General features: G+C 42.6%; 12 protein-coding genes. All 12 read left to right on the top strand.

From position 1 onward, the window contains the following. Positions 1–388 precede the first annotated feature (388 nt). From AC6JAD_RS07760 to AC6JAD_RS07705, 12 genes are read left to right on the top strand one after another with little or no spacing between them, the layout of a single operon-like run. Positions 389–5,944, top strand: a complete 5,556-nt coding sequence (locus AC6JAD_RS07760) for a hypothetical protein (protein WP_461304674.1) — start codon at positions 389–391, stop codon at positions 5,942–5,944. 16 nt (positions 5,945–5,960) lie between these two features. Continuing rightward, positions 5,961–7,868, top strand: a complete 1,908-nt coding sequence (locus AC6JAD_RS07755; RefSeq protein WP_461304673.1) for a YncE family protein — start codon at positions 5,961–5,963, stop codon at positions 7,866–7,868. A gap of 27 nt (positions 7,869–7,895) precedes the next feature. Continuing rightward, positions 7,896–9,041, top strand: a complete 1,146-nt coding sequence (locus AC6JAD_RS07750) for an SCO family protein (protein WP_461304672.1) — start codon at positions 7,896–7,898, stop codon at positions 9,039–9,041. A 10-nt stretch (positions 9,042–9,051) separates the two neighbouring features. Beyond that, entirely contained in the window at positions 9,052–10,578 is a 1,527-nt protein-coding gene (locus tag AC6JAD_RS07745) for a cytochrome c/ABC transporter substrate-binding protein (RefSeq protein WP_461304671.1), read from the top strand. Between the two features lies 1 nt (position 10,579). Further along, positions 10,580–12,043, top strand: coding sequence for a type I 3-dehydroquinate dehydratase (locus AC6JAD_RS07740; RefSeq protein WP_461304670.1), 1,464 nt, complete (start codon positions 10,580–10,582; stop codon positions 12,041–12,043). Further along, entirely contained in the window at positions 12,044–12,466 is a 423-nt protein-coding gene (locus tag AC6JAD_RS07735) for a hypothetical protein (RefSeq protein WP_461304669.1), read from the top strand. It abuts the gene before it with no gap. A gap of 7 nt (positions 12,467–12,473) precedes the next feature. Next, complete coding sequence (locus tag AC6JAD_RS07730) at positions 12,474–12,851, top strand: hypothetical protein (protein WP_461304668.1); 378 nt, start codon at positions 12,474–12,476, stop codon at positions 12,849–12,851. A 5-nt stretch (positions 12,852–12,856) separates the two neighbouring features. Further along, on the top strand, positions 12,857–14,074 hold the full coding sequence (locus AC6JAD_RS07725; protein WP_461304667.1) for an acyl-CoA dehydrogenase family protein: 1,218 nt from the start codon (positions 12,857–12,859) through the stop codon (positions 14,072–14,074). Continuing rightward, the gene (locus tag AC6JAD_RS07720) at positions 14,064–15,551 is read left to right on the top strand and encodes an arsenate reductase/protein-tyrosine-phosphatase family protein (protein ID WP_461304666.1); all 1,488 of its coding nucleotides are present in this window, start codon (positions 14,064–14,066) and stop codon (positions 15,549–15,551) included. The genes AC6JAD_RS07725 and AC6JAD_RS07720 overlap by 11 nt, the downstream gene beginning before the upstream one ends. Then, positions 15,548–16,210 carry a 6-hydroxymethylpterin diphosphokinase MptE-like protein gene (locus tag AC6JAD_RS07715; RefSeq protein ID WP_461304665.1) on the top strand — a complete coding sequence of 221 codons (663 nt, stop codon included), beginning with the start codon at positions 15,548–15,550 and terminating at the stop codon, positions 16,208–16,210. The genes AC6JAD_RS07720 and AC6JAD_RS07715 overlap by 4 nt, the downstream gene beginning before the upstream one ends. Further along, a complete protein-coding gene (locus tag AC6JAD_RS07710; protein WP_461304664.1) occupies positions 16,207–17,292 on the top strand; it encodes an LLM class flavin-dependent oxidoreductase in 1,086 nt (361 codons plus the stop codon). The genes AC6JAD_RS07715 and AC6JAD_RS07710 overlap by 4 nt, the downstream gene beginning before the upstream one ends. Continuing rightward, a complete protein-coding gene (locus tag AC6JAD_RS07705) occupies positions 17,289–18,386 on the top strand; it encodes an LLM class flavin-dependent oxidoreductase (protein ID WP_461304663.1) in 1,098 nt (365 codons plus the stop codon). Before AC6JAD_RS07710 ends, AC6JAD_RS07705 begins: the two co-directional genes overlap by 4 nt. Positions 18,387–18,401: the final 15 nt, after the last annotated feature.

Raw genomic sequence — 18,401 nt, 5'->3', positions numbered from 1 at the left:
TCGGGTTTTTTTATTTTAATTCTGCTGCAACCATCATACAGTCCTTTGCGGTTTTATAGCAACTGTTGAAATCGTCATGCCCGTTTCATCATCTATAACTGTCCTGTTCGTGGCCGCAACCATTCCATCTCACACCATTTCGTTTGCACTAAATAAATAGTGCCCAAAACCCCTTCTTACGGTTACCCCGTAAAAGGTATAAGCTGCACCCTCAAGCCAATACCTATTCTTAGTTATATCTTTATGTTACAGTATTTTAGATTACGTATTAATACGTATTGAGGGTACAAACCTCTGTTAATACCTTTCAGGCTCCCTAGCATTTGATTTTTTTTGAATATATGAACCCCAGGGTCATATCACTAACCAAATTTTTAAAATCGAAATCATGGAATTTCCAACCAAACAATTGTCCAATTTTATCAGGTTAACTATTGTCCTGTTTTTTATTACAATAGGAACGACACTACAGGCCCAAGTACAAGACACGGTATATGTAGACATGGCGGCGATAAACCAGCCATTTATGTACAACCGAATGGGAGCTGCCCAGCCCACTGGGATGATCTTTGCCCTTACGCGGGATCTTGACACAAAAATACCAGCAACTGTTCCTCAAAACCTCTTGGGGAATGTGCGTCTTAGGGCAGACAAAAGGCCAAGACCCATAATGCTACGAGCCAACAAGGGGAATGTTTTGAAAATTAGATTTACGAATCTATTGGCCCCTTATGATGCTTCGGCTACAGTAGATGCTTACAATACCGAAAAACCGGCTACAGTAAACCAGGGTCAGGCCAATGGCATCTATCCGAAGACACGTGCCGCAGGAGTCCATATTTTAGGAACTGAAATGATAGGCAGCATTGCTTCCGACGGAAGTTGGTCCGGAGCCAATGATTCTAGCCTTGCCAATCCTGGGGAAACCGTAGAGTATATTCTCCGGGTTCCTGAAGAAGGGGCATTCATGCTATACAGCACAGGTGCCACCAATGCCAATGGCGGACAGCCTGGCGGGCAATTAACCAATGGTTTATTCGGATCCCTAACCGTTCAACCCGAAGGGGCTGAATGGTATCGAAGTCAGGTAACGGAAGACGATCTTCAACAAGCCATTACCTATTACAGCCGTAGGGCTCCTGATGGATCCATTGTTAAAGTTGCCAAAGGGGAAATAACAGATATTTATTCTGAAGATGACCTATTCCCCAACATAGATTACGACGCCACGTACCCAGATGGTAGCCCCATATTAAAAATGTATAAACAAGTGCGTCCCAATTTAAGGGAGATTATCCATACGGATTTAACCGCCATTATAACAGGTCCAAATAGAGGCAACTTTGTTGGGGACAGTCCTTCTTTTGCTGAAGTTCCAGCTTCTCCAAATAGAAGGCAACCATATAGGGAATTCGGAATTCACTATCATGAATCGCCCTGGACCGTACAGGCATTCCCTGTGTTTTTTGACAAATCGACCAATCAAGACGGACTATCCATTTCCAATACCCTAAAAACCGGTGTCGATGGTTTTTCCATTAACTACGGAAGTGGCGGTATTGGTGCCGAAATCTATGCAAATAGAATTGGGGTTGGCCCCATGGCCGACTGTTCCGATTGTGCTTACGAAGAATTCTTCTTGAGTTCTTGGGCGGTAGGTGATCCATCTACAGTTGTAGATGTTCCAGCCAATGCAGCGTCAATTGCAAATGAAAACCAAACCCAACAAAATCAATTTTTGTTCAATGCCAATAACTCCGCTGCAGATAAAACCATGACCCCATTAATTGCACCCAAAGCAACAAAAGTGCTCTATGCGGACGACCCATCCAATGTATACCATAGTTATATGAATGATCATGTGAAGTTCCGTGTAACACATGCCGGAGCAGGTCTTACCCACGTACATCACCAGCATGCAGCTCAATGGTTACATTCACCTAATAGTGATGAAGGACATTATCTAGACAGCCAAGCCATTAATCCTGGCTCTTCATACACCTTGGAAATGGTGTACGACGGAAGTGGTAACTTAAATAAAACTGTGGGAGACCAAATATTCCACTGTCATTTCTACCCCCATTTCGCTGCAGGAATGTGGAGTATGTGGCGTGTACATGATGTATTGGAACTTGGTACCGAGCTAAAAGGGGATGGCTCCGTCGCTCCTGGTGCCCGTGCCTTACCCGATGGTGAAATCACCACTGGAACACCCATTCCCGGTTTGGTTCCCATACCAACATTGGCTATGGCGCCTGTTCCTTCAAAGACTACTATTTCTGACGGACAAGTCGTTGTGGAAGATACTTCTAAAAATCCCGGATACCCATTTTATATTCCCGGTATAGCAGGAAGTAGACCTCCGCACCCACCGCTGGATTTTGCTCAGGGCCCTATCTATAATACTGTGGGAGATTCAATAGCCTATGGATCGCTAAATGGTGGGCTTCCAAGAAATGTAATATATAAAGCAAGAGTCCCTTTCGAAAATCATACGACCTACGATTGGACTAAAATAATGGATGAAATCCAGGTAATCGAATTACCTGAAGGGGGAACGGCTGTAGAAAAGGTAGCCATGGACACTCACGCTAAGCGCAACCATCCTACCCTTACACCAGAAGGGTCCTTAGGCAACTTTGTGCTTAATGGTCTCCCTCCGGCGCCAGGTGCTCCATACGCAGATCCAAGGGTAAACCTAAAAGGGGATTCCGTGGGAACTAAAAGAACATACAAAGCCGCAAACATTCAGTTAGATGTGGTCTTGAATAAAAAAGGATGGCATTTTCCGCAACAACGAATTATTTCCCTTTGGGGAGATGTTGCCGCAAATATAGACGGCAAAAAGGCTCCCGAACCCTTTTATTTTAGGGCTAACAGTAAGGAATATATTGAATACTGGCACACAAATTTAGTACCCGAATACTATGAACTGGATGATTATCAGGTACGTACTCCAACAGACATTATAGGACAGCATATTCATTTGGTGAAATTCGACGTAACCTCTTCAGATGGTGCAGCCAATGGCTGGAACTATGAGGATGGAACACTGGCACCCGATATGGTACGTCACCGAATTGAAGGCATCAATGATGGTGGAGTTCGTTATGACTACAAATTCGAAGCTGGCAAACCCATAACCAATATTTCTGGTTACACTGTAAATTCCGATAAACTAGAGCCTCATGCACCCAACCCTATTTGGGGTAAGGCCCCAGAAGGACAGGATTGGACAGGGGCACAAACTACCATTCAACGCTGGTATGCCGATCCTCTTCTAAACAATAGAGGAGAAGACAGAACATTGAGAACAGTCTTTACACATGATCATTTTGGTCCTTCTACCCATCAACAAGTAGGACTATATGCAGGTCTTCTGGTAGAACCCAGTGAAACCAACTGGTTCGATCCAATTACCGGAACACAATTGAGCACCGCTTCAGATGGTAAAACAAGACCCGTTACCATAAACGGACAATCCATGAACGTAAGTGACGGAGGACCTACGAGCTGGCAGGCCAATGTAGTTTATACAGATCCAAAGAAAGTAGATGAAAGCTATCGCGAATTCATGTTAGAGTTCCAAGATACCCAACAGGCATACTTGCCAGACAGTCGGGAAACACCCGATACCTATCCAACACTACCCGAACCTTATACTGGATCCGCAAAAATACAGTTCTTGGATTCGGTGAGTAAGTATCGAGGATGGATGGATCCGACCAAAGTTATTAAAAACCAAGGCTATCCTGAGTTAGTATCATTTGGTTTCCGTGGTACCTATTCAATGAATTATCGAAATGAGCCATTGCCTTTGAGGGCATCCTATCCAAATACGGATTCAACGTACATTCAGGCCTCGGGTGCAGCTGGTAATTTAGCATCCATATATAACTCACAAATTACGCGACAAGATCCAACTTGGAATACGCAACCCGTTGGAGGGTCATTGATTCCAGGTAGTACCACCTTTAGGTTCCCTGAAGATCCATTAGGAGCAGGGATGGAGCCCGGAGATCCGTATACGCCTTTGTTTAGGGCCTATGCCAATGATAAAATTCAAATTAGAACACTCGTTGGAGCGCATGTAACCAGTCACTTCTTTAATGTACACGGAGTGAACTGGCTATTCGAACCTTCTAACGAAAATTCTGGATATCGATCCACGCAAAACATGGGCCTATCCGAACATTTCGAAATGAACTTTCAATTGCCCGTGACAGGTCAAAATGATGGCGCGACGGATTACCTGTATGAAACCAGTGCCGATGTGAGTGGTAGAACTGCAGGAATGTGGGGACTAATGCGAGCATTTAATGAACCACAATCAGATCTGGTCCCGCTTCCAAATAACGATGTGACCAAGAATCCTATAAGTGAATTAGAAAAAAATTGTGGGTGTCCAAATGGTGCACCACAAAAAAGCTTCGATGTCACGGCTGTATCCATTGATAAGCTGGGTGGAAGCCTGGTTTATAATGAAACCTTTGGATACGAAGAAGACGATGCCTTGGTATTTGTTAAAACCGAGGACTACAAAGCAGGGACATGGCAAGGTGAACCACTGGTTCTAAGGGCCAATGCAGGAGACTGTATTTCGGTTAAACTTACCAACGATATTACACCTGGATTCTCAATTAATTCTACTAATTATTCTTATACCAACAAACAAGGTGTTGGGATTAGTACGAATGTAACCGCCTCTTCCGACGTTGGATTGCATGCAGAATTGCTTTCTTATGATGTTTCGCAAAACGATGGAACGGATATTGGTTTCAATACCTCGCAAACTGTTGCCATTGGTGATTCGCGTACCTACGAATGGTATGCTGGTAGATGGGAAGGTAACAAAGCCATTCCTGTAGAGTTTGGTTCCGTGGTATTAACAGCTCCCGATCCATTAGAGCAGTACGCCAAAGGATTATTTGGCGCTTTGGTCATTGAGCCACAAGGAGCAACCTGGAAAGAAGACGAAGACTCCCCTAGTTCTGCCAACGTATATGATGCCAATGGTACATTAATGTTCCGTGAGTTTGTAATGCAATTTCAGGACAATATTTCGGTAAGTAATAGTAACAGCCAGAGTATTACCTATGCAATGAATTATAAATCGGAACCATTCGCCAATAGGCTTCCAGATCCGTCAGCAAACCTTAATGGAAATGATCTTTCCGGAATTACTTCCAACAGTGCTACTGGCGGTGGAAATTATCCGGCGACCCCAAGGTTTGTGGCAAAAGCTGGCGATCCGCTTCGCCTTCGTTTATTGCATCCAGGAGGAAGTGGTAATACAGAAACTTTTAACCTTCACGGTCATGTTTGGCAAGAAGAACCTTATACCGATGCGTCTACCAAATTAGGATACAATGACAAATCTCAATGGTTCGGATTTAGGGATCAAGTAGGTCCATTAAACAGTTTCGATCTTTTAATTGACAGTGCGGGTGGTGCCGATAAAATTCCCGGCGATTATCTCTATGGAAGTATGTTAAACCTTAGTTTTCAAGGAGGTATATGGGGATTGATGACTGTGACCGATGGTCAGGATTATCTATCCTTGGAAGATGTAGAGGTTTCGACCAAAAAAACGTCCATATCCGGCGATGTTTCAGTAGATCCTGAAACCGGGGAATTACCAGAATTCGTCTCCTTAACCTACAATGGTGGAAAGACAGTAAAGTCTGATGTGAATCCTGACGGGACTTGGGCATTTTCTAACCTGAACAATAAGAGATTGAACAAAGGATATGTGATCTCTTCACCAGAAGGAGCCAGAATTCAGGGTACTGCAGTGCTTTTGGAGGGCGTACAACGAGCAAAAGCCCTTATGTCCGAGAATGCTAAGAAGCCCTATGCAGAAACCCCTAAAGTGGATGATGTAAAAGCGCCTTACAGAAATGAAGGTGAGAAGAAACCTATAGGAGGTTCTAAGAATGACTAAACATAAAATGAAGAATATGCTAATCCATATCCGAAGCCTAATCGTACTATTTCTAGTATTGGCTGTTTCCTCAGTATCCGCGCAGGAAGCTTATACCAAGTCTGTGGTGAAGGAAGGGATACAAGTAGATTTTACAATGACAAACCTCAACCCGGAACGCTCATTAGGGGAGTTCCGGGAAGGGGATAACGTTCGTTTTGTTTTCAAGGTGTTCGATACCCTTTCGGGAAAACCCCAAACCGGTGCATTCCCTGCAGCTTGGATGGATAAAACAAATCCAAATAATCCCGAAGATTGTGCAAGAAAGATCATTTCTTTTATTGAAGGAGGCTTATTATCCCGACCGGAATTAGACCTCAATGTGTACTATGTACTCACCTTAAATGATGATAATTCTATAAATGTGGTAGACCCATTGTTCAGTTTTGGCGGCTCACAATTGTTAACCCAAATTCAATTAGCAAGTAGTGGTTATGATTGGGTAGTTAAGGAAGATCAAACAGAATTCTATGTCTCACTTCCCGATGCCAATCAAGTGGCCTTTGTGAATACCACCACCATGGAAAACTATCACAATATTGCAATTCCCGGGCAACCTAAGGAAATTGCATTGCAACCGGACGAACATTACCTGTGGATGGGCTATGACCTGCCTGGAAATTTTGAAAGTGTTTCTGGAGTAGCAATAGTGGATACACAGGAAAAGACATTGGCAAAAGTGATCAAAACAGGAGTGGGACCACACGAAGTGATCCACGCATCTGGAAATGATCGCGCTTTTGTTACCAACCAAGGAAGCGGAACTGTTTCCATTATTGATATTCAATCCCTTGAAAAAATAGAGGATATTCAAGTAGCAGACACACCCGTTTCTGTAGCCTTTTCAAAAAAGGCAGATGCTATCTATGTTGTTAACGGCTTAAGTGGAATCATTACCGTAATAGATGCCAAGAGTGGTGTTGTTATGACTGAAATACAAGGTGAAAAAGGAATTGACAAGATCGTTTTTTCTCCTGATGGCCGACTGGGATTCCTCCTCAATCCCAGGACGCATAAAATTCATATCCTAGATGCCGCGACCAATAGAATAGTGCAATCTGCCGACGTAGATGCACAACCAGATGAAGTTAGTTTCTCGGATGAATTGGCCTACGTTCGCCATTTAGGAAGTGAAATCATTTGGATGATCCCATTAGATGTTATTGGACAGGAAGGAAATGAAGTTCCTTTGATCGATTTCACGGGCGGTCAAAATCCGCCAGGCTTGGATTCACCAGAAAATGGAGCTCCCGGTATTGTACAAGCACCTGGTGCCAATGCGGTTTTGGTTTCCAATTATTTAGATCGCTCCATCTATTACTATCGCGAAGGAATGGCAGCTCCCAGTGGTCATTTCAGTACGTATGGAAAACGTCCAAAAGCAGTTCAGGTTGTTGATAAAAGCATTGAAGAAACCTCTTTGGGGACTTATGAGACCACGGTCCAAATGCGAACACCTGGCGATTATGAGGTAAGTCTTTTTATGGATGTTCCTTCGTTTCTGGAGTGCTTTCCGGTAACCATACTTCCAGACGAACAAAAAGAACTGGAAAAACTTCGAAACAGCCTAGGGCCCTTGTCTATAAAGTACATAACAGAAACCAACAGACCCAAAGTTGGCCAAGAATTGGCATTGCGCTTTCAACTTCTGGATTTAAAAACCCAAAAACCTGTCTCGCAGCTAAAAGATGTACGGCTTATGACCATGAACAGTGGAGGGCGAGGTCAACTCGCTGTCGAAGCCAAGGAATCTGGCACCCAAGGGATCTATGAAACACAAATCACCTTTGATGAGAAAGGACTTCATTACGTCTATGTTTCCTGTCCTTCAAGGGGACTGAGCTACAATAACCCTCAATTTTTAACCCTATACGCTTCAGAATAAGAAATCAACTAACCAAATTTCATTATCATGAAAAAAAATCAACTCACTATAATTATTTGGCTGTTACTGGTTCCCATTTCAATGGTTGCACAGGAAACTAAGCACAAAGGTGGCGCTTGCTGTGCCACTGCAGATGCTACAGCAGATACAAAGGAACATTTTTCGTTGGGAGATATGAAGGATATTCCCAATGCCTCGCTAGTAAATCAGTACGGGGAAGAAGTACGCTTTTTCGATCTAATTGAAGGAAAAGTTGTGGCACTTAATTTCATATTTACCAGTTGCAAAACAATCTGTCCACCAATGGGGGCGAATTTTGCACACCTTAAAAAACTAATGAAGGACCGTGTTGAAAGTTCCGAATTGGTAATGCTTACCCTTAGTATTGATCCAATAACTGATACTCCAGAACACTTATTGGCCTGGAGTGAAAAATTTGAGGCCGGAGATAACTGGACACTACTAACTGGTGACAAAAACGATATAAACAACTTACTCAAAAAACTTGAAGTATATACAGCCCTTAAAGAAGAACATGCGCCCATCATTCTTCTCGGAAAAGAGGGTGGAGAAAACTGGGTACGAACCAATGGACTGGCCCAGCCAGAAGAATTGGCCAAAACCCTGAATGGATTTTTCGAAAGTCCTTCGCCAAATGACGCAAGAACTGGAGCCACTGCCGATCCTGACGAAGCTTATTTCACCAATGTCTCTCTTATGAATCAGCATGGGGAAACCATGCAGTTGTATTCAGATTTAATGAAGGACAAAGTCGTGATCATTAATCCTTTTTTTACGGAATGTACCGGAGTATGTCCTCTTATGAGTGCTACGCTGGAGAAGATTCAGGAGCATTTGGGTGATAAAATGGGGGAAGAGGTCCATATCATTTCCCTCACGGTAGATTATGAAACGGATCAACAGGAAGCACTAGAGGCCTATGCCAAAACGTATCACGCTAGAAAAGGCTGGTATTTCATTACCGGTGAAAAGGAAAATATTGAACTGGCCCTTCAGAAGCTTGGAAAGAAAGTGACCAACCGAGAAGGACATGATTCTGTATTCCTTGTGGGCAATGTGAAAACCAAACTTTGGAAAAAAGTAAATGGCTTGGCCAATGTTGATGAAATCATCGCCCAAGTGGATAGTGTTATAGCTGATTCTGTGGAATAAAAGCCATTTCATGAAAAACAAACAAAGCATAATACTATTGCTAGTATTGCTTTTTGTTTTAGTTGGTGCCTCGGGACCTATGCTCCTTACCCAGCTCACAAAACAGCAACTAGCAGGCAAGGATGTATACTCCAAGGGCATGGGCATGACCGATGTGAAAATCACGGCACAAATGTCTGGAGTCTCTGTTCCTGCTACAGTTATGGCCTGTGTAAATTGTCATAATGCAGATGGTTCAGGCAATCCTGAAGGCGGTATTACCCCTTCCAATATAACTTGGAAAGAACTTACCAAAAACTATGGCGGAAATCTTCAAAACCAAAGAAAACGACCCGCCTACACCGAACGCTCCCTAAGAAACGCCATAAGTTCAGGCATAGATCCTGCTGGTAATGAATTGCACAATGCAATGCCGAGGTATGTGATGAGTCGTGAAGATATGGATAACCTCATCTCATATCTAAAAGTAATTGGTGATGAAAACGATGTTGGAATCTCAAATAGTACCATAAAAATAGGAGTCTCCCTGCCGCAAAACAACAAGGCTCCTCAGGGCAAGAATGAAGCCTTAATTAAATTGGTAAATGCCTATGTATCCAACCTCAACGAGTCAGGAGGTCTATACCATAGAAAAATAGAGCCCTATTTTTTTACAAATGCTTCAGAAATGGAAGCCGAAGAATATTTCATGGTTCTCGGGGAAGGATATGATTATGTAGAAAGGAAAATAAACCAATCTCAAACTCCAGGGCTACTATCTCATTCCTCTGCACTTACAAAACAAGGACTACAGAATCCCTATGGTTTTTATATGTACCCCAGTTTAATAATACAAAGTACGGCATTGATCGATTACGCAAAAAGTGAGGGGTTCCTTACCAAGGATACTTCGATTTTTATCGCCCATGAGGAAAGCAGCTTGGTTCAGGGCATAGTCGAATATTGCAAAGAACAATACAGCATTGAGCCGACGGTAATCCAACTTCAAAAAAATAACATAGCCGCAATTGGGGCTCATCCAAAAATTGGGAATAACGATCTCATCCTGTATCTAGGGGGTCAGCAGTTGGGAAATCCCCTACTTCAGCACTTTCAAGAAAATGAAAAATCCCCCTATATATTGGTGCCGGGCACTATTGCAAGCATCAATCTATTCGAAACCCCTGCCAATATTAGAAACAACGTTTTCTTCGGATATCCAACATGGCCCTCAGAACGAACCTCTAAAGGAAAGGAAATGTATCAGACCCTAAAAAGTAACTATGCGCTGTCCGAAAACTGGAAGGGAAGTCAATGGGAAATGCTTGCGCAATTAACTACTGTGGAGGAAATCTTAAAAAGAGGAGGGAAAAAACTATACAAGGATAAAATCAAAGAAGGGTTCGAAGGACTTTTTCGGTATTACAATGGTCTTTCACCCGCACTTTCTTATGACCTAAATAGAAGGGTAGGAAGCTCACTCATGTACATAATTGGATTAAATGAAAAAGGTAATGGCATCCAAATGATCACTGCTTTCAATACTTCAGAAAGATAATATGGATAAACGTATACATATAGTAACCACATTGTCCCATATATCGCAGAGGGATGAATTGATAGAACAGGCTCCTTATATCGATCTAATAGAAGTACGGGCCGATCTAATGAAGAATGCATTCGAGGTAAAGGAATTTACCTCCATCCCAACCATATATGTTCTGAAAAGCACAAAATATGGAGGTCATTTTGAGGGTTCCCTAAAAGCACGTCATGAATTACTTCTGAAAGCAGTAGAACATTTCGATTTCATTGAATTGGAAGTAGAACATGATCTCACCAGAAGGCTTTTAAGACACATTCCCAAGCAAAAAAGGAGAATTGCTTGGTACGGCTCCCAGCCCTATTATGAAACCTTGTTGGATCGCTTCGAAAAAATGGTGCAAACCCCTGCAAGCATCTACAAACTAGTCTTGCAAAATCTGGATGCCTACAGCATTGCTCCATTAATTCGTTTATTGAATAATTATAAAAACAATGACCTTGTGGCATACGCTACGGGACCATCGACAGAATGGTCGCAGGTCCTCTCCCCCTTCTTAGGTGCTCCAGAGGCTCATACCGTACTGACCCAAGGATCTGAAACGGATACTCACTTTACACCTAGGCGTTTGACTGAGGATTATGGGTTACCCCACAGGAACAATGTGGAACAACTTTTTGGAATTGTGGGTACTCCTGTATTGGGGTCCATTTCGCCCAAACTGCATAACGTGGCGTATCGCTCGCTTAACCTTCCCTATCTCTACCTTCCATTCGAGGTTCCGGATTTTGTATCCTTTAAAAAGGAGTTTATGGACAACCCCAATAAACTTCCCATTCCTTTAAAAGGGTTAACGGTTGTTGCCCCCTTTAAAGAAGCCGCCTACTCCAATTCGAAATACAAGGAGATAACGAATAACATATACGCAATGGCATGCAACGGAGTAGTAAAAAGTGGAAATGGTTGGCGCGGCTTTAGCACAGATGCATTTGGTGCCTTGGCAGCACTGGAAAGGCTCAATCCAATTTGGCAACATCAAAAGATTGCTATCGTTGGCTGCGGCGGGGCAGGGCGAAGTATTGCGGTTTCCTTACAACGGAAAAATCAGTACATAACCTTGGTTAATAGAACCGAGGCAAAGGGAAAGGAAATTGCTGACTCCCTCAACCTTTCTTTCGTTCCCCTGGAAAAATTCAATGCCAGTCATTTCGATATCATAATTCACGCCACGCCCTTGGGCAAAAAGAATGGAGAAACCCCATTCGACATAACCCTATTGCAACCTCATGCTACCGTAATAGACCATGTGTATGCATTAGAAAATGACACAACACTCATTAAACACTGTTTGGACACGGGAATTAAATGTACGGATGGGAAAGAAATTGCCCGATTACAAATTGGCCAACAATTTAAATACATGACTGGTTTGGAAATGCCGGTATATGAAAATAAAACACAAAAAGTAAAAGTATATTAAATGCAAAAAGACAAGCTAACACACACCAAAACAGATGATTTGGTTTCAGAATTCTACCACGAATGGGGTTCGGAAATGGACATGTTATTTGGCACCTGGGATAATGTAAATCCAAATACAGGTCAGATTTCCCGTATTGTAGTGAGCACGGAAAATGAACAACTGCTATTGCATGCTTATGGTAAACTAGAAAATGGGGAATTGGATTGGGGCACCACGATATGCGAGGTTTTTAGCTCCAATGTTACCTCTCCCTCCATAGAAGGTTTCATCTGTCATTTCAATTTCGATTTTATGCGAATTGAACTTGCTGGTAACATGAAATACGGTGTTATGGTTATTCAATCCTATAACACATTTACCGATGGAACCCATCGAAATAATTATTTCTCACGTGAATTCTTTTGCAAAATAAACTCCTAAACCCATCATGAAAGGAACCGAAAGCACCTATAGAAACAAATTAGCCGAATATCTCGGCACTTGGCGAAACTCCTACGAAAAGGCTCGACTGATCGAGGAATTTACCTTTTTTGAAGAAGATGGCGTCATGAAAATATCCATTAAAAACTCTGCAGATAGCTTCTATAAAAACCCATGGACCCCTGGAATCGTCAAGGCACATGGCTATACTCCAGATAGCAATGATATCGTAGCATTTAAAGGAGAGGTTAAAATGGATGATATGGAAGCCTTTTTAGCCATTAACGAAAATAAAGGCCTGCTTATCATAGCTGGTTATCTCACTTTTCAGGACGAGGATCCAAGGTCGGATTGCTTTGTTCGCGAATTCTTCTATAAAGTTTAAAAACAATGGAACAAGAAATAAAAACACTCGTTACAGACGAACTCCAAGTACTTCGGAAACTGACAAAGGAAGAGTTTGCACAAAGAGCTTCTCACTACGATGCTACCTATACCTTTCCAAAAGAGAATTTCCATTCACTTTTTAAAGAAGGGCTCATTGCCCCTACTGCATCAAAAGAGTTTGGAGGCCTGGGCCTGGGAAACAATCGCAATAACATTCGCAGGCTTTGGCAAATGACCACAGAAATAGCTAAAGCCGACATGGCCTTTGCCCGTTGTTGGGAGGGGCATAACAATGCGCTTATGCTAATTGACAACTTGGGTAGCTATATTCAAAAAGAAATGTGGTTTTCAGGAGTTGTAAATGAAGGTGAAATATGGACGGTGTGGAGCGGTGAACCTTTGTTGCGAACCCCGGGTCAAAAAAGTACAATTGGCACTTTTCTTACCAAAACCCCCAGTGGTTATATTCTAAATGGGTCTAAAGTGTTTTGCTCAAGTGCCCCTGGCGCGACTTGGGCTAATTTATTGGTAAACACCGAAGGATCTGGTGGTGCCCGTCATGCCGAAGGTAATGCAGAATCTGTCATTATGCTTGGTTGCAAACTGGACGATCCCTCCATCACTTTCGATGATTCCTGGTGGAAACCTATTGGTATGCGAGGCTCGGTGAGTTACAAGGTAAACTTCGACAACACCTTTATTCCCTTGGAAAATCAGATAGGTGGCCCTGGCGACTTCCTTTTGGAAGATTGGCAAACAAGATGGGTTCCTCAATATGCTGCTACATTTTTAGGAGGAGCAGAAGCAGCTTACGACTACACTTTGAAACACATAAAAGTTCAGGGAAGGGAAGATGATCCCTTTATTCAACAAAGAATTGCCAAAATGACCCTCAATATCAAGTCCGCGAACATGTGGCTTGATCATGTGGCCGAATTATGGAATGAAGGACGAATTGATGAAGCTAAATCCGTTGGAAATATGGTTCGCTATCAAGTGGAGCAATTGGCCACGCAAACTGTAGATCATGCCGTTCATATCTGTGGCGCACGGTCGCTGATTAAACCAAGTCCTTTAGAACAGATCGTCAGGGATATTACACTTTATGTACGTCATGACAATGATGATCAGTTACTTGCCACAATAGGCAAATCGGTTTTGGGGAAAGACCATGATCGATCCTTTTATAACAGCAAAAAACAAGGTAACCATGAAAAGTAAAAATGTTAGCATTTGGTATTTGGCATTGGGATATTTTGCCTTTTATGTTCCTTATAGCGGCATGACCAAACTACTGTCTAAGGGAATGTTTTCGGAAACGGGAAATTCTATTTCTGGAGCCGAATTGCTTCCTGCCGTACTTATGGGAACGGTCTTAGGGTTTATTCTTATCCTTTTGTTTACTGGATGGTGGAAATATGCCGGGAAAATTAATATCCTAGGACTAAAAGTTCCATTTGCCACACATAGGTTCACCTTTTTCTCGGGGATTGCAACTGCCGTTATTATTGCAACAACAACCTTGGCATATAGCTTTACAGGAATCTCTATCGTGTTCGCTGCATTGCTTATGCGCGGTGGGGTATTGCTTATGGCTCCATTTATAGACAAGGTATACAAAAGAAAAATACAATGGTATTCCTGGTTGGCCTTTGGCCTTACCCTATTTTCCTTGCTGATTGTTTTTTCGGAAAAAGCAGCATACAACCTTAGTATGGCAGCTGGGGTTAATATCATAGCCTATTTGTCCGGGTATTTCTTCCGACTTCAATTCATGACCTATTCCGCCAAAACAAAGGACAAAAATTCGAACTATAAATTCTTTGTAGAAGAAATGCTTTCTGCTGCACTGGTAATCTTAATACTACCCGCAATACTCGCGCTTATGGCAACTGGTGGGTTTTTACTCCAGATTAGGGATGGATATACGCTCTTTTTGAAAACAGGATTACTTCCAGTAGCGATGGGCATAGGATTGTTATATGCCGGACTCTACATTTTCGGGTCACGAATTTACTTGGACAAACGCGAAAATACCTTTTGTATTCCCATAAATCGCGCTATGAGCCTCCAAGCAGGTGTGGTAGCTGCCCTCATACTTACAATGGTTTTCGAAACGCCATTTTATTCGCCAATGCAAATCACTGGAGCGATCTTTTTAATGCTTGCCATTTTCGCACTTAGTACCCCTAAAATAATCGAGATCATACGCGGGCAACCGTATTCGCAACGCACCTATATGTTCGTTTGCCCCGGTAATACAGGACGCTCGCCCATGGCTCAGGCTATTTGTATAGATAAAATGGTTTCCTTTTTACAAACGGACTCCAAAAAAAACAAATCCCCCAAGGTAACCGTATTAAGTGCGGGCATTAATACCGAGGGAGGCAGGCCTATTCATGAAAATGCACAACAAGCACTACAGCATTTAGGTGTTAGTGTTCTACCGCATCATTCAAAAAGGATAAGTAATGATGACCTTGACAAAGTAGATAAGGTTTGGTGCATGACACAGGATCATAAAGACCTTATCCTTCAAAAATTCCCAGGAATGGAATCCAAAATACATTATCTCGATCTAGATGGTTCCCTCCCCGTCCCTCACGGAAAAGGTATAAGGGCATACATTGAGTGTGCGGAAAAATTGGAGCAGATTATCGATAACCTAATAAGGAAGGAAGAAATTCAATTTACATGATTCCACCTGTACAACATATAACCAAAACGATTCCCGATCTTATCGATTCGGGCAAGAGCTTTGGAAAAAAAGTCTGTATCGTCGCACCGGGTCCAAACGGAGCAGATCATTACCATCGTATTCCAGAAGATTTTAGCATTGTCGCTGTAAACAAGGCTGTACTTATTGAAAATTTAAAACCAGATTGGTGGGTCCTCGCCCATAATGATACCTATTGGTTTCCTGAAGCAGACGAATATTTTACGGGTAACCGGGTGTATCGCGATGTACTCGTTCCTGAGATCACCAAAACAGCGTTTACAAGATCCCCGGAACGCATTTATCAATTCGAAACCGCGGAAGATTCCCTGCAACCTGATAAGGTATTGCCGCTTAAGGGATTCATTAGAAAGGGAGCTTCGGTAAGTAGTTTGTCGGTTCAATTGGCCTATAATTTGGGGGCAACCGAAATACTTCTATGCGGGGTAGATATGTCCGGAAACAAGTATTGGGATAATAGCGAGAACAAAGATCCTAGTGTATTGCATTTGCACGGTACAACTTGGCATAGTGTGTCCAGGTTTAATCCTTTGTTGGATCATATGAGAAACGAACTAGGGGTTACAATTTCTACCCTTAGCAAAACACAATTAAACGTCCCCTTATACGAAAGATCATGAAAAACATTCCTTTACGATTTCATTGGACCCTTTCTCAGGCAGGCGATAACCTTCGGGCTTCTGGAGAATTTAAAAATCTCACCGGACTGCTAAGTTTCGGGGAACAGTTGAAATTGTGTAAAACAGCTGAAGAAAATGGAATCGATTCGGTACTAATGGCTATCGGCTTTACGCGCCCTGACCCATTACTGTTGGCTGTGGCTTTGGGGCAGGAAACCAAGCGTATTAAATTCTTGGTAGCGGTTCGTTCTGGATTAATTACACCTGCCTATTTTGTGCAGCAAATGAACACTGCATCCCATCTCATTGGGGATAGACTGTACATAAATGTGGTAAGCGGGCATACACCCAGCGAACTGAAATACTATGGGGATTTCAAAAATAAGGAAGAGCGAAATGAGCGCACCAAAGAATTTTTGGAAGTATGCCATACTTTTTGGAAAAACGGGAATGGAATAGATTACGACGGCGCATATTATCAAGTAGAGAATGGAGCCATTCACACACCTTTCAATTCTGAAAAAAGAAGACCTACCATTTACATTAGTGGTAATTCTGAAAGGGCTGCCCATTTAGTGGCAGAACATGGGGATTGCTTGTGGCGATTTCCAGACACCCCCGAAATACTTTCAGAAAAAATAAGCCCTGCCATCGAGGGAGGAAAAGAAGCTGGCTTGCTTACTTCAATTATTGCTCGACCTACACAGGAAGAGGCAGAGAAAGCAGCACAGGAATTGCTCCTGAATTTTGTTGGCAATACAAAAGAGGTACACCAAGGTTTTAATGAACGTTATGATTCTGAAGGCTTCCGGGAAATTTTGAATAATGCGTTCAAAAATGATTCGCACTGGCTAACCCCTTATCTCTGGAATGGCGCAGTACCCTATTTAGGTGCTCCCGCTATTGCCATCGTGGGTTCTTACGAGAACGTTGCAAATGCCCTGATGGAATACAAAAGCATTGGAATTACCCAATTCCTTTTTATTGGCTGGCCCGATATTGAGGAAATAGTGCATTTTGGCAAGGGAGTATTGCCTTTGGTTCGTGAAAAAGAAGTGGAACAAATGGTATCGATATCATGAAAAATAAAGACAGTTCAATACATTTTCATTGGAGACTCATCCAATCTGGGGAAGAAAACATGATCACTGCTACCTCTCAAAACGACGGTGCAAAAGCAGCCCTACCCGATATAGAACAGCAGGGCGAATTTTGTAAAATTGCCCAAGAATTAGGAATCGAATCGGTGCTCATAGATATAAATTATGGCAAACCGGACCCAATGCTGCTCCCTTTGGCCTTGGCTAAATATGCCCCCAACATGGGTTATATTATTGCCATACGATCGGGGCTGCTTTCGCCTACTCTTTTTGCCCAGCAGATTAATACCCTTTCTACACTTATAAAAGGGAAAATATTCATCAATATCGTAGCCGGTTACAATCCAGCAGAATTAAAAACGTATGGAGATTTTCTAGATCACAATGAACGATATGCCCGCACTGGGGAATTCCTTGATATCTGCACAAGATTTTGGGCAAAAAAGACACCGGTGAATGTAGATGGAAACTACTTTAAAATTGAAGAAGGCTTACTCAATACGCCATTTGTCTCCGAACATGGGGAAAGACCCTTTCTGTTCATTTCTGGCGGTTCCCAACCAGCCATAGATCTCTCGGAAGCCTATGGCGACTGCTGGATGCAATTGGGAGAGCCTCCAGAGAAATTGCATGCCAAATTAAGTCCTTTATTGGAAATGGGGAAATCGGCAGGATTACGATTTGGGGTAATCTGTCGGGAGACTGCAGAAGAGGCTTTAGCGGCGGCATTTCAGTTAAAAGAAAGCACGGAACAAGACGAACAGCGACAAACATCGCTTGTATTAAAAAGTGATTCGTATTCCCTGCGTGAGAACCTGTTGTTGGCAGACCAGGATTGGCCCAGTAGTCGTGTTTGGACTGGACTAATTAAAAGTGTGGGACCAACGGGAATCGCTTTAGTGGGCAGCTATGAAGAAATCGCCTTGAAGATTATGGAATTCAAGAAGGCTGGGGTATCCCATTTCATTCTTTCGGGGTGGCCCAAATTGGAGGAGATGAAACGATTCGGGACACACGTATTACCCCTCGTAAGAAAAATGGAAGCCCAAGAGGAACCTGCAGATTACCTAGCTTAAAACAGCTCCTTGCTC

This window comes from Aureisphaera sp. (assembly GCF_059726885.1).
Note: the sequence above shows the minus strand (reverse complement) of the source record. Positions and strands in the feature narration are given on the sequence as shown.